14 protein-coding genes and 3 tRNA genes are annotated in these 11,981 nt (G+C 53.6%); 11 read left to right on the forward strand and 6 right to left on the reverse strand.

The window, feature by feature from the left end; translation table 11 throughout:
- Positions 1-20: 20 nt before the first annotated feature.
- Positions 21-1,250 (forward strand): L-fucose:H+ symporter permease, encoded by a 1,230-nt coding sequence (gene fucP / locus ACNT1W_RS05090; protein WP_419246487.1) that lies wholly within the window; start codon positions 21-23, stop codon positions 1,248-1,250.
- Between the two features lie 17 nt (positions 1,251-1,267).
- On the opposite strand, the gene ACNT1W_RS05095 is transcribed toward fucP, so the two are convergent.
- Positions 1,268-2,341, reverse strand: coding sequence for a diguanylate cyclase (locus tag ACNT1W_RS05095; RefSeq protein ID WP_261414054.1), 1,074 nt, complete (start codon positions 2,339-2,341; stop codon positions 1,268-1,270).
- A gap of 263 nt (positions 2,342-2,604) precedes the next feature.
- On the opposite strand from ACNT1W_RS05095, the gene ACNT1W_RS05100 reads away from it, so the two are divergent.
- Complete coding sequence (locus ACNT1W_RS05100; RefSeq protein WP_012005099.1) at positions 2,605-2,889, forward strand: DUF1435 family protein; 285 nt, start codon at positions 2,605-2,607, stop codon at positions 2,887-2,889.
- A gap of 84 nt (positions 2,890-2,973) precedes the next feature.
- Here the strand turns inward: ACNT1W_RS05100 and ACNT1W_RS05105 are convergent.
- The 4 genes from ACNT1W_RS05105 to ACNT1W_RS05120 all read right to left on the reverse strand — a co-directional run bounded on the left by ACNT1W_RS05105 (position 2,974) and on the right by ACNT1W_RS05120 (position 4,328).
- Positions 2,974-3,060, reverse strand: a tRNA-Leu gene (locus tag ACNT1W_RS05105).
- Between the two features lie 43 nt (positions 3,061-3,103).
- Positions 3,104-3,190, reverse strand: a tRNA-Leu gene (locus ACNT1W_RS05110).
- Positions 3,191-3,224: 34 nt separating this feature from the next.
- A tRNA-Leu gene (locus tag ACNT1W_RS05115) sits at positions 3,225-3,311 on the reverse strand.
- 72 nt (positions 3,312-3,383) lie between these two features.
- A complete protein-coding gene (locus tag ACNT1W_RS05120) occupies positions 3,384-4,328 on the reverse strand; it encodes a LysR family transcriptional regulator (protein ID WP_419246488.1) in 945 nt (314 codons plus the stop codon).
- A 130-nt stretch (positions 4,329-4,458) separates the two neighbouring features.
- Between ACNT1W_RS05120 and ACNT1W_RS05125 the strand changes: the two genes are divergently transcribed.
- Complete coding sequence (locus tag ACNT1W_RS05125) at positions 4,459-5,451, forward strand: aldo/keto reductase (protein ID WP_419246489.1); 993 nt, start codon at positions 4,459-4,461, stop codon at positions 5,449-5,451.
- A 60-nt stretch (positions 5,452-5,511) separates the two neighbouring features.
- Here the strand turns inward: ACNT1W_RS05125 and rsmC are convergent, their stop codons facing one another.
- Positions 5,512-6,555 (reverse strand): 16S rRNA (guanine(1207)-N(2))-methyltransferase RsmC, encoded by a 1,044-nt coding sequence (rsmC, locus tag ACNT1W_RS05130; protein WP_012005102.1) that lies wholly within the window; start codon positions 6,553-6,555, stop codon positions 5,512-5,514.
- 156 nt (positions 6,556-6,711) lie between these two features.
- Here rsmC and ACNT1W_RS05135 point away from each other — a divergent pair, with 156 nt between their 5' ends.
- From ACNT1W_RS05135 to ACNT1W_RS05170, 8 genes are all read left to right on the forward strand, one after another.
- The gene (locus ACNT1W_RS05135) at positions 6,712-7,149 is read left to right on the forward strand and encodes a DNA polymerase III subunit psi (protein ID WP_017891542.1); all 438 of its coding nucleotides are present in this window, start codon (positions 6,712-6,714) and stop codon (positions 7,147-7,149) included.
- Complete coding sequence (rimI, locus tag ACNT1W_RS05140) at positions 7,094-7,537, forward strand: ribosomal protein S18-alanine N-acetyltransferase (protein ID WP_012005104.1); 444 nt, start codon at positions 7,094-7,096, stop codon at positions 7,535-7,537. The genes ACNT1W_RS05135 and rimI overlap by 56 nt, the downstream gene beginning before the upstream one ends.
- A 127-nt stretch (positions 7,538-7,664) precedes the next feature.
- Positions 7,665-7,970 carry a helix-turn-helix domain-containing protein gene (locus ACNT1W_RS05145; RefSeq protein ID WP_112363131.1) on the forward strand — a complete coding sequence of 102 codons (306 nt, stop codon included), beginning with the start codon at positions 7,665-7,667 and terminating at the stop codon, positions 7,968-7,970.
- Between the two features lie 3 nt (positions 7,971-7,973).
- Positions 7,974-8,246 carry a hypothetical protein gene (locus ACNT1W_RS05150; protein WP_261099195.1) on the forward strand — a complete coding sequence of 91 codons (273 nt, stop codon included), beginning with the start codon at positions 7,974-7,976 and terminating at the stop codon, positions 8,244-8,246.
- Between the two features lie 68 nt (positions 8,247-8,314).
- Positions 8,315-8,518, forward strand: a complete 204-nt coding sequence (locus ACNT1W_RS05155; protein ID WP_261099196.1) for a hypothetical protein — start codon at positions 8,315-8,317, stop codon at positions 8,516-8,518.
- A 157-nt stretch (positions 8,519-8,675) separates the two neighbouring features.
- Entirely contained in the window at positions 8,676-10,265 is a 1,590-nt protein-coding gene (prfC, locus tag ACNT1W_RS05160; RefSeq protein WP_012005105.1) for a peptide chain release factor 3, read from the forward strand.
- A 748-nt stretch (positions 10,266-11,013) separates the two neighbouring features.
- Complete coding sequence (gene osmY / locus ACNT1W_RS05165; protein WP_012005106.1) at positions 11,014-11,628, forward strand: molecular chaperone OsmY; 615 nt, start codon at positions 11,014-11,016, stop codon at positions 11,626-11,628.
- A 157-nt stretch (positions 11,629-11,785) separates the two neighbouring features.
- Complete coding sequence (locus ACNT1W_RS05170) at positions 11,786-11,947, forward strand: DUF1328 domain-containing protein (RefSeq protein WP_004857650.1); 162 nt, start codon at positions 11,786-11,788, stop codon at positions 11,945-11,947.
- Positions 11,948-11,981 lie beyond the last annotated feature (34 nt).

The following is an 11,981-nucleotide window of genomic DNA, read 5'->3' on the forward strand; positions in this document are numbered from 1 at the left end:
ACCCTACCGAGGATATATCAATGCTTGCTGAAAAAACTGCTGCCCCACCTCAGGTGGGCGCCAAGGCGACGGCCAATCTGCGCTGGGCTTTTATCTTGGTGACCAGCCTGTTCTTTATGTGGGGGCTGTCATATGGCCTGCTGGACGTATTAAATAAGCACTTTCAGGAAACGCTGCACGTGACCAAGGCGCAGTCGGGATTATTACAGGCGGCATATTTTGGCGCCTACTTCCTGGTGGCGCTGCCCGCCGGCTATTTTATGGATAAAAAAGGCTACAAAGCCGGCATTCTGATCGGACTGTGCCTGTATGCGCTCGGGGCATTGCTGTTTGTACCGGCGGCTTCCGCCAACAGTTTTGGCATGTTCCTGTTTGCGCTGTTTGTGATTGCCTGCGGGCTGGGTTGCCTGGAAACCGCCGCCAATCCTTACGCCACGGTATTGGGGGACGCAAAGGGGGCCGAACGGCGGCTGAACCTGTCCCAGTCGTTTAATGGGTTAGGGCAGTTTATCGGCCCGATGATCGGCGGCACGCTGTTTTTCTCCGCCACCCAGGGGGCAGGCAGCGGTGACCAGAGTGCGGTGAAGATGACCTATGTGGCGATCGCCGTGTTGGTACTGCTGATTGCCTTTTTGTTCAGCCGCACCCGGTTGCCGGACATCCGCGAGGAAGAGCAGCCGGAGCACGGTGAAATCGCCCAGGGATTGTGGCAGCACAAGCACTTTGTTGGCGGGGTGATCACCCAGTTCTTCTACGTGGCGGCACAGGTCGGTGTTGGTGCGTTCTTTATTAACTATGCCACCGAACACTGGAGCGACGTTTCCAACCAAAGCGCGTCCTATTTGCTTTCTATCGCCATGATTTGCTTTATGGTCGGACGCTTCTTCAGCACCTGGCTGATGGGCAGGGTCAAACCGGCCACGCTGTTGATGGTTTACTCGTTGGTCAACATTGTGCTGTGCGGTGTCGTCATGCTCAGTATGGATGGCATCTCGGTGGTGGCGCTGATCGCCGTATTCTTCTTTATGTCGATTATGTTCCCGACCATTTTCGCCCTCGGGGTGAAAAACATGGGCAAACACACCAAGCGCGCCAGCTCCTTTATGATCATGGCGATCGTTGGCGGTGCCATCATGCCTTACTTTATGGGGGCGCTGGCGGACAGGTATAGCACGGCGTTGTCGTATTGCCTGCCGCTGTTGTGCTTTGCCGTGGTGTTTGTTTACGGCCTACAGCAGCGCCGCCGCTAAGCTCACAGCCCGCCGGCTCACACGGCGGCGGGCTCAATGGTGGGAGCTAGCTGAATATTATTGCGGCCGTTGTTTTTCGCCTGATATAACGCGGCGTCGGCCGCCCGGATCGCCGAGGCTACATCCAGCTTGTCCAACGCGGAGATCCCGGCACTGAGCGTGACCGTGGTGGTTTCAAACTGGTTAAAGCGATGGGGGATTTTGAGTTCCTGCACCCGCTGCCGCACCCGTTCAGCCACTTGGGTGGCGTAATCCTCATTCACATTGGTCAACAGCACCAAAAACTCCTCCCCACCGTAACGCACCACGATATCGCGTGAACGTACCGAATCGCGGATGGCGATGGCGACCTGCACCAGCGCCTGGTCACCCATGGTATGACCATAATTATCGTTATAAGCCTTGAAGTGATCGATATCGAGCAGCAGCACGAAATGGCAGTCTGACGCGGCCGCCGGCAACATATTGATTTTATTCTCCAGGCCACGACGGTTATAGAGCCCGGTTAAGGGATCGATCATGCTTAAATTGCTGAACCTGTCCCGTTCGTTATACAGATTAGCCACCAGGGTTTGGGTAAAGTGTTCGCTGCGTTTAAGCATCAGGTGATGGATAGAGAACGCGATAATCGGCAATACCGTGGTGAATACTATCCGCATGGTATTGTGCATGCCGTCCAGTAATAGAATGACTAATGCGGATGGAACGGCGTGCAGGCAGAAGGCGATAAAATTATCAGTTAAGGCAATGGCGCTGATAAAAAACATACTGAACAGGCTAATTAATAGAAAACTTTGGTTGTTCGGCGCACAGTGCTGACTTTTAAGGTAAATATGTGCCGCCCACAGCAGACCCAAGACGCAGGAAAATAGATTCAGTTTTTTGACGTATAACCGCGGAGACTGCAAGGTAAATAAAAATGCCGCCAGACAAAATAGCGGTATACCTAATAAAGGCAGGGTAAAAGCGGGTTTATTTTGAAACGGGACTAATAATGTAAATACGGAAGAGGCCGCGTTCATCAATAAAAATAAAAATAATGATAAGCGGTGTTTGCTGTTCAGCAGTTCCTGATAAGAACGCGCGTTCATGCGGAATTCACTCTTTACAATATCGATCTGTCGAAAAGGTAAGGTTGCGAAAAATTCTGTCGGTGGGAATTAAACACTCGCATTGTATGGTTGTAGATTGTGATTATTAACATGCGAATTAGACTAGGAATTTTCTTATGGCAAATTATCATTTTTCAACCGTTATGTCATCCGCGTTTGACCGTCGCGGCGAAAATGATGCGCAGTGAAAAAAAGTGGTATATGATATTGGTTCTCATTATCACTTGAAGGGTAGGGTTATCATGATTGCCGCCATGATTACCGCGTGTGGGCTGTGGGGCGTCAGTTGGTGCCTGGGTAGCCGTCTGGCCAGCGCCTGGGGCGTTTTGCTGCCCTGCGCCTTGTTGCCGTTACTGGCATTGATCAACCTGGATATGATGCAATTGCGCACGCTGATTGTGATTGCCATGCTGGCCACCCTGGTGATGCTGTTCAATAGCCGTTGGCGACACTACCTGCTGCTGCCTTCCTGCATGGCGCTGGCCGGTGGACTGGCGGCGATCGGTCTGAACTTCAATCTGGGCTGAAAACGCAAAAACCACGCTTTCGCGTGTTCTTCATTGTTTCGATTGGGGATTACTTTGGGGATATTACCGGAGAGAGTTATCGATTGGTGCGAAGAGAGGGACTTGAACCCTCACGTCCGTAAGAACACTAACACCTGAAGCTAGCGCGTCTACCAATTCCGCCACCTTCGCACAGCCGATATCTTTATTTTGCTTTCGATTTATATCACCAGCTTGGTGCGAAGAGAGGGACTTGAACCCTCACGTCCGTAAGAACACTAACACCTGAAGCTAGCGCGTCTACCAATTCCGCCACCTTCGCATTGATGCTGTGCAATATAAATCATGTGGTTATTTGGTGCGAAGAGAGGGACTTGAACCCTCACGTCCGTAAGGACACTAACACCTGAAGCTAGCGCGTCTACCAATTCCGCCACCTTCGCATTCCAAGAAACATTACCGGAGTAACGTACCACGGAGGCGAATTCTAGAGATTTTGGCGGGGACGTCAATAGTTATTTCCCCTGTTTGAGGGTGTTTGCTGGAAAAACGTCCGTTTTGGGCTGTTGATACTGTTCAAACAGCCAAATCAGCCAGTCAATCAATACCCTGACCCGCGGCGCAAGGAAACGGCCGGGGGGATACATGATGTAAATGGGCATCGGCGGCGGCGGGGTTTCCGCCAACACTTCGACTAATTCCCCTTTCTGCAGCCAGGGCGCCAGCGAGTAATGCGCCGCCTGTATCAACCCCATGCCGGCGCGACAGCCGCTGGTGTAAGCATCGGCACCGCTGACGCTCAGCCTGGCGGGCAATTCGCGCAACTCCACTTTACCGTTGCGGCAAAACTCCAGCGGGTAATTACGGTTACTGGCGAGGGAAAAATAGCCCACCGCCTGATGCTGCTGCAACTGGTCAATCGACTGGGGGACACCGAACGCGGCCAGATAGCCGGGAGAAGCACAGGTCAACTGTGGCAGCATGGCGATGCGTCGTGCCACCAGGCTGTCATCTTCGGTTTCCCAGGCGCGCAGCACGCAATCCACCCCCTCGCGCAGCAGATCAACATGAGTATCGTTGGCGCCCAACGCCAGAGTCAGATCCGGATAACGTTGGTAAAAGTCATCCAGAGCGGGGATCACGATTTCGCGCGCCAGCGAATGGGGCATATCAATGCGTACCTTGCCGGAGGGCTGCAGCTTATGGTGACTGAACAGCGTGTCCGCCTCCTCCAGCGCACCCAGCAACTGCACGCAGCGCTGATAATACAGCGTGCCTTCGCTGGTCACCTGCACCTGGCGGGTGGTGCGGATCAGTAAACGGACGCCGAGGCGCTGCTCGAGCCGTTTGAGGGCATTGCTGACCGTGGCACGAGGTAACTGCAAACGCTCTGCTGCCCGGCTGAAACTGCCCAGTTCGACGATGCGGGTGAAAATGCGCATGGCCTGGATCTGATCCATTTTGCCGCTCCGTATTGTTAGCGATTTTTGAACAGTGATGTGTAATCTGCATTATTTATCTTTACAGGGTAAACAACCAGACTCTGTTGTACCAGCACTCCGCTGATGAAAACCGCATGAGGGCAACACAATGCAACAACGTCAATTAGGTCCCAATGGCCCGACCGTTTCTGCCCTGGGGCTGGGCTGCATGGGGATGAGTGATTTCTATTCGACGGCGCAGGACGAAAAAGAGGCCATCGCCACACTGCACCGGGCATTGGAACTGGGGGTCACCCTGCTCGATACCGCCGACATGTACGGCCCGCACACCAACGAACGGTTGATCGGTAAAGCGATCAAGGGCAAACGGCAGCAGGTCTTCCTGGCCACCAAATTTGGCATCCTGCGCGATCCGGCCGATCCCGGCGCCCGGGGCGTCAGCAGTCGGCCGGAGTATATCCGTCGTTCGGTAGAAGGCAGCCTGCAGCGGCTTGGGGTTGAGGTGATAGATCTTTATTACCAGCATCGCGTGGATCCAGAAGTGCCTATCGAAGAGGTGGTTGGCACCATGGCGGACCTGATTAGCGAAGGTAAAATCCGCTACATCGGGTTGAGCGAGGCTTCGGTCGCTACGCTGGAGCGTGCGCACAAGGTGCATCCGATAACCGCGTTGCAGACCGAGTATTCACTGTGGACGCGTGATGCCGAGCAAGGGGTATTGGCGGCCTGTGAGCGTCTGGGCATCGGCTTTGTTCCTTACAGCCCGTTAGGGAGAGGTTTTCTGACCGGAGCTATCCAACGGCCGGAAGATCTGGATGCCGACGACTTCCGCCGCAGCAACCCGCGTTTCCAGGGGGAAAACTTTGCCCGCAATCTGGCGCTGGTGGCGAAAGTGACTGAATTGGCCAAACAGAAAGGCGTGGCACCTTCACAGCTGGCATTGGCGTGGGTATTGGCGCAGGGCGAGCATATTGTGCCGATCCCGGGGACCAAGCGCCGTCGTTATCTGGAAGAGAACATTGCGGCGGTCGAACTGACGCTGAGCCAGGCGGAACTGGCGGCGATTGAGGCGGTGTTTCCGTTGCAGGCGGCGGCAGGCGCACGCTATGGCGCAGAGTCGATGACCTATATCAACGGATAAAAAAAGGGCGCGGCGTGTGAACGCTGCGCCCTGATCCCCGCTATTTGCGGGCGGCGTTACTTATTTCTTCTTCTTGGCATCGCGTGGTGCACGGGCAACGGTTGCCTGGTACACCTTGAAGCGGCCGTTTTGCGCCAGCACTTCATGGCTGCCGAAGGTGGCGTCCAGAATGTCCGGGTAAGGCAGGAAGGCGTTGGCCACGATGCGCAGTTTACCGCCGACGCCTAAGTGCTTCAACGCACCGCGGATCAGGGTTTCCGCCGCCGTCAGGCTGGTTTGCAGCCCATCATGGAACGGTGGGTTGGAGATGATCAGATCGAAACGGCCGGTAATGTCGGAATAGACGTTACTGACGATCACTTCACCTTCAATGCCGTTAGCGGCCAGCGTTGCGCGGCTGGATTCAATGGCTGCGGCGTTGACATCGCTGAGGGTCAGCTTCATTTTTGGCGACAGTTTGGACAGCACCGAGGCCATCACACCGGCACCACAACCCACGTCCAGCACTTTGCCTTTCATGTGTTTATCCAGCGTCGACAGCAGCAGTGAGCTACCGACATCCAGTCCGTCGCGGCTGAACACGCCCGGCAGGGTTTTCACTTCCAGATCGTGCAACTGATAGCTTTCCCACCAGTCTTCCAGGTTGAATTCGGTCTGGGTGTCCAGGCGACCGTGATACAGGCCACAGCGGCGGGCGCTGTCGATTTTCACCAGCGTGGCGTAGTCTTCCACCATCTGATCGGCGCTGCGCACGCCGCTGCGGTTCTCACCGACCACGAACACGTCAGTGCCTACCGGCAGCAGTGCCAGAATGTTGCACAGCTGGAATTGCGCTTCCTGTTTGCTCTTCGGCCAGTAGTAGATCAGCGTATCGCACTCGGCGACGAATGCAGCGTCTACGGTCAGGCCGTACTGCACGTTGTCACCCATCGCCCGGTTCAGTAACTGCCAGTGATGGTATTGCTGGGTATGGACACGCACATCCGCGGCCTCAAATTGGGCCGGCAGGGCGTCCTGCAGGTCACCGGCGAACAGAACGCGGCGTTCGATAAACTCATCACTGTGGCGCAGCATGACTTCACTGGCGGGGGTTAATGCAGACATCAGGTTTTGGCTCCTAGAAATTAGACCGGGGATTATAGAGCTTTGTGGCGATATGTTCGACGGGTTTGTTGGCGCAGGCCGCGCGGGTTTGTTAGCATAGCGCGGCGCATGGCAGGCATGGCGCACCACAACGGGTAGATCCTGACAGGAATCGGCATGGCATCAAAACGCGACTGGCTGTTACAACAACTGGGTATTACGCAGTGGACATTGCGCCGCCCGGGCGTGTTGCAGGGCGAAGTAGCCGTCAGCCTGCCACCCGAGGTGCGTTTACTGGTCGTGGCGCAGGCCTTGCCTGAGCATAACGATCCGCTGTTTTGCGACGTGCTGCGCAGCCTGGGCCTGACCCCGGCTCAAACCTATGGCCTGACGCCGGATCAGGTGGCTATGTTGCCTGAGGATACCGAATGCAACAGTTGGCGGTTGGGCGTTGCGGAGCCGCTTGCGGTGGCCGGCGCGCAGCTATACAGCCCGGCACTGGCCGAGCTTTCTCTCGATGCGAGTGCCAAACGCGCACTCTGGCAGCAGATTTGTCATCATGAACAAGATTTCTACCCTGACCGCGGCCGACCTGGCCACAGCCTTCAAGATTGAGCAGGCCAGCCACGCCTTTCCCTGGACACAAGCTACCTTTGCCACTAATCAGGGCGATCGCTACCTTAACCTGAAACTGGAAGCCGACGGGCAGATGGCGGGTTTTGCCATCACCCAAATCGTGCTGGATGAAGCCACGCTGTTCAATATCGCCATTCATCCGGACTGGCAACGCCAGGGCTTTGGCCGTCAATTGCTGGAAGCGCTGATTGCACAGTTGGAACCCCGCGGCGTGTTTACGCTGTGGCTGGAAGTGCGTGCCTCTAACCGTGCGGCCATCGCGCTGTACGAAGATCTCGGCTTTAATGAAGTGACCATCCGCCGTAACTACTACCCTGCAGCCCATGGGCGTGAAGACGCGATAGTCATGGCGCTGCCGCTGGCTTGAATCCAAAAACAACTTTTTTATTGTTTTATCGTTAATTTACAATAAATAGGTTGTTTTCGCATCACTGTACAACTAATTTGTTGTTTATTGATGCAAATACAAGCAATGAGTTGTTTTGAGGTGATTGATGCGAAAATCATCAGAAATATCAAAGGTATTAAAAGAAAAACGTGCCGAACTGGGCTGGAACCAAAAAGACTTTTTGATGAAGATTGGCATGACCCAGCAACAATATCAGCGTATCGAATCCGGTAGTGATATGCGGATGAGCACGCTGCTACGTATATTGATGGCGATGGACTTGGAATGCGTTATCGTACCTAAAAACAAGGTGCGTGAAGTGGAGTTATTGCTGCAAAAGGAAACAGATAGAGTTTCAGAAGCTAATGGATTACCGAGTTTCGAAAAAAAGCTGAAAGATCTCGAGGACTAGCTAATGAGTGGACAGCGGCAGGTTGAATCGGTACAGGCACTAGCCTTGGTTTTACACCATGTGCGTATTGGTGTGCTGGCGCATTATAGCGGCGGCAAAAATATCCTGACGTTTGATCCGCATTATCTTGCTTTGCCGGAGGCCATTCGTCCGCTGTTTACCCTAAGACAGCGGGCGCATCCGGAGTATCTTGAGCAAGTTTTGATGTCATCACAGCGCCTTCCCCCGGTTCTATCCAATTTAATGTTCGGCTCTCTCCCGCTTATGACATTGTAACCACTTTGGCTTATATTCCGCGTGAGTCAGAAGTGGCGCTGAATATGGCGAGGGAAAAGCGTTGGTCTATGATTTCAATGCAAACTTTCGAACATTGGGCGGGCCGTGTTGGTCTGCCCTGGCCCGCTATACGGGTGCATTTATTGGATGCTATCGAGCAGGCACGTACCCTATGGCCGGATCTATTGGCAACCCTACCGATGGCGGAAGAGCATAAAGCGATATTGCACCGGCATTGGGCTTCGTTGTCACCGGATTTCCGACTGCATTGAGGATTTAATCTATCTTCGCGGGATCCATTGATTGTCACCGGTTGGTAAATCAGCGAAAATGCCCGGCTATTATCTTTTATTTACCGCTTTGCCTGGCGCCGTGCGCGGCGCGTTCTGATGCTTTCGCAGGGCGGACTAACTGTAGAATCTGAAAAACATGTCTCCTAGTGAATTTGCCCGCGAAGTCTCGAAAAGAAGAACTTTCGCCATCATCTCGCACCCCGATGCCGGTAAAACCACCATTACCGAAAAGGTGTTGTTATTCGGACAGGCTATCCAGACCGCCGGTACGGTAAAGGGCCGCGGCTCAAATCAGCATGCCAAATCCGACTGGATGGAAATGGAAAAGCAGCGTGGGATCTCAATCACCACCTCGGTGATGCAGTTTCCGTACCGTGAATGTCTGGTTAACCTGCTGGACACCCCGGGGCACGAAGACTTCTCCGAAGATACTTACCGCACCCTGACCGCCGTTGACTGCTGTCTGATGGTGATCGACGCCGCCAAAGGGGTTGAGGATCGTACCCGCAAGCTGATGGAAGTTACCCGTCTGCGCGATACGCCGATCCTGACCTTTATGAACAAATTGGACCGCGATATCCGCGATCCGATGGAAGTGATGGATGAAGTGGAGCGTGAGCTGAAAATCGCCTGCTCACCTATCACCTGGCCTATCGGTTGCGGCAAGCTGTTTAAAGGGGTTTATCATCTGTACAAGGATGAAACCTATCTTTACCAGACCGGTAAAGGCCACACCATTCAGGAAGTGCGCATAGTCAAAGGGTTGGATAACCCGGAGCTGGATGCCGCCGTGGGTGAAGATCTGGCCGCGCAGCTGCGTGAAGAGCTGGAGCTGGTGCAGGGCGCATCTCACGAGTTCGATCATGAAGCTTTCCTGAGCGGTGATTTGACGCCGGTATTCTTCGGTACCGCTTTGGGTAACTTCGGTGTGGACCATATGCTTGACGGTCTGGTGGCCTGGGCTCCAGCGCCGATGCCGCGTCAAAGCAGCACCCGTGAAGTGGTAGCCGCAGAGGAGAAATTCAGCGGTTTCGTGTTCAAGATCCAGGCCAATATGGATCCTAAACACCGTGACCGAGTAGCCTTTATGCGTGTGGTCTCCGGACGCTACGAGAAAGGCATGAAGCTGCGCCAGGTGCGCACCGGTAAAGACGTGGTGATCTCCGACGCCCTGACCTTTATGGCGGGTGACCGTTCGCACGTCGAAGAGGCTTATCCGGGCGATATCATTGGTCTGCATAACCACGGCACCATTCAGATCGGTGATACCTTCACCCAGGGTGAAGATATGAAGTTCACCGGTATTCCGAACTTCGCGCCGGAGCTGTTCCGTCGCATTCGTCTGCGCGATCCGTTGAAGCAAAAACAGCTGCTGAAAGGCCTGGTGCAACTGTCCGAAGAAGGGGCGGTGCAGGTATTCCGTCCGATCGCCAGCAACGATTTGATCGTCGGCGCGGTCGGTGTGCTGCAGTTCGAAGTGGTGGTTGCACGCCTGAAAAGCGAATACAACGTCGAAGCCTTGTACGAGTCGGTCAACGTTTCGACCGCCCGTTGGGTGGAATGCAGCGACGTGAAGAAGTTTGAAGAGTTCAAGCGCAAGTGTGAGCTTAACCTGGCATTGGACGGCGGCGACAACCTGTCTTACATCGCGCCAACCATGGTTAACTTGAATATCACCCAGGAACGCTACCCTGAAGTGGTGTTCCGCAAAACACGCGAGCACTAACGGTAACAGAACAGCAGGGCGCCTTAGGGCGCCCTTAGTTTCTGGTGACAAAGTTGTCTTTGAAGCCGAGATACCCGGGCCTAGCGCACCGAGGGGCCATTATGGGACACGTCCATGTGTCCCACCCTGCGGGCCGACTGGAAGTCGTTCCAATTTGCTCCCGGCAAATTGGTCGGCGGGCAAGCCGCTACGACCCCTTCGGCACGCTCTCTCTAATAACGTGCTTTGTCAGCAGTCTTAGGGCGCCCTGTGTTATATTGCTTCACCCCATTCTGCTAATTAATAAGTCTCCTTCATCTTTTCAGTCCCCCCGCAGCCGCCAGGATTTGCCCGGCAATACCTGCTTTTTCTGTCATATGGTCTATATTTAACAGGGCATAACCGAACCGTTAAGCGTAATTCACTGCGCTTTGTCTTAACGGTAGCGAGTTATTCTGCACTGTTGCCAATAAGAGACAGTGTGATGTTTTAGAAATCAATAACATAGCAATAACATTGATTTTACTGATGGGTGTTGTCGTCAATAGGCGACAGTTTTTAGCCTAAAATGTAAGCGTTATTTATTTTATTATTGATTTTAAATGGTTTTTTAAAATTGGCACGGCCGTTGCAATACTCCTGATGTGGCAACAATCGTTTAGCGTGAATGTTTGAACGTATAGAAATCGTGAAGTATTACTGAGTGGGCCGCGTTATGGCGGCTGAAGGATCCTAACCATTTTGGATCCGCAACCAAAGGAAGAGATCGATGAAAAATACTAAATTTGCACAATCACTGATGGCTGTTGTTTTGGGTTCCGTTCTGGTTAGTGGCAGCGCGCTGGCTGAAGATACTCTGCTCAATAAAGCGTCAAGTGCCGCTGATAGCGCGGGTGCCAAAATCGATAGCTCCATGAAAAAAGTTGACGGCTACATGGATGACAGCGCAACAACGGCTAAAGTTAAAAGTGCGCTGGTCGATGACAAATCCATCGCCAGCTCTGATATCTCGGTGAAAACCGAAAAAGGCACCGTCACCCTGAGTGGTTTTGTCGGCAGCCAGGCGCAGGCCGAACACGCGGTTGAAGTGGCCGGTAAAGTGGAAGGCGTCAAATCCGTCAGCGACAAGCTGCACGTGAAAGACGAAGGCAAACAGTCGATGAAGGCCTATGCCGGTGATACTGCGACCACCAGCGAATTGAAGGCCAAACTGCTGGCCGATGACATCGTCCCTTCGCGCAATGTGAAAGTAGAAACCACCGACGGTGTGGTACAGCTTTCCGGTGAAGTGAAAACTCAGGCGCAGTCAGAGCGTGCAGAAAGCATTGCCAAGGCTATCGACGGTGTGAAAAGCGTTAAAAACGACCTGGTCGTTAAGCCATAAATTTTCTAGCAAGCGTAACAACAAGCACCAAATCCTGGGTTAGCCGTGAGGCTAGCCCAGGATGCACCATCAAAAAAAGAAACTGACCGGCAGTCCGGTGGCGCCCGAGAAGGGCACGGATTGCGATGCGTTTTTTCACTATGGTAAGGAGAAGCTTATGTTTCGTTGGGGCATTATCTTTTTAGTCATCGCATTGATTGCTGCAGCATTAGGTTTTGGTTCACTGGCGGGTACCGCCGCCTGGGCTGCAAAAATCGTCTTCGTCGTAGGGATCATTCTGTTCCTGGTCAGCCTGTTTACCGGTCGCCGACGCCCTTAGCTTTATCCTCAAAGTGTAACAAAGCTTAATCTGT

Source organism: Serratia sp. NFX21 (assembly GCF_048517035.1).
In the GTDB taxonomy this organism is placed as follows: Bacteria; Pseudomonadota; Gammaproteobacteria; order Enterobacterales; family Enterobacteriaceae; genus Serratia; species Serratia quinivorans.

What these genes read in the sequence shown, in the direction of transcription:
- fucP (WP_419246487.1), top strand. Translation starts at nt 21, where the DNA reads ATGCTTGCTGAAAAAACTGCTGCCCCACCTCAGGTGGGCGCCAAGGCG.
- ACNT1W_RS05095 (WP_261414054.1), bottom strand. Translation starts at nt 2,341, where the DNA reads ATGAACGCGCGTTCTTATCAGGAACTGCTGAACAGCAAACACCGCTTA.
- ACNT1W_RS05100 (WP_012005099.1), top strand. Translation starts at nt 2,605, where the DNA reads ATGATTGCCGCCATGATTACCGCGTGTGGGCTGTGGGGCGTCAGTTGG.
- ACNT1W_RS05120 (WP_419246488.1), bottom strand. Translation starts at nt 4,328, where the DNA reads ATGGATCAGATCCAGGCCATGCGCATTTTCACCCGCATCGTCGAACTG.
- ACNT1W_RS05125 (WP_419246489.1), top strand. Translation starts at nt 4,459, where the DNA reads ATGCAACAACGTCAATTAGGTCCCAATGGCCCGACCGTTTCTGCCCTG.
- rsmC (WP_012005102.1), bottom strand. Translation starts at nt 6,555, where the DNA reads ATGTCTGCATTAACCCCCGCCAGTGAAGTCATGCTGCGCCACAGTGAT.
- ACNT1W_RS05135 (WP_017891542.1), top strand. Translation starts at nt 6,712, where the DNA reads ATGGCATCAAAACGCGACTGGCTGTTACAACAACTGGGTATTACGCAG.
- rimI (WP_012005104.1), top strand. Translation starts at nt 7,094, where the DNA reads ATGAACAAGATTTCTACCCTGACCGCGGCCGACCTGGCCACAGCCTTC.
- ACNT1W_RS05145 (WP_112363131.1), top strand. Translation starts at nt 7,665, where the DNA reads ATGCGAAAATCATCAGAAATATCAAAGGTATTAAAAGAAAAACGTGCC.
- ACNT1W_RS05150 (WP_261099195.1), top strand. Translation starts at nt 7,974, where the DNA reads ATGAGTGGACAGCGGCAGGTTGAATCGGTACAGGCACTAGCCTTGGTT.
- ACNT1W_RS05155 (WP_261099196.1), top strand. Translation starts at nt 8,315, where the DNA reads ATGATTTCAATGCAAACTTTCGAACATTGGGCGGGCCGTGTTGGTCTG.
- prfC (WP_012005105.1), top strand. Translation starts at nt 8,676, where the DNA reads ATGTCTCCTAGTGAATTTGCCCGCGAAGTCTCGAAAAGAAGAACTTTC.
- osmY (WP_012005106.1), top strand. Translation starts at nt 11,014, where the DNA reads ATGAAAAATACTAAATTTGCACAATCACTGATGGCTGTTGTTTTGGGT.
- ACNT1W_RS05170 (WP_004857650.1), top strand. Translation starts at nt 11,786, where the DNA reads ATGTTTCGTTGGGGCATTATCTTTTTAGTCATCGCATTGATTGCTGCA.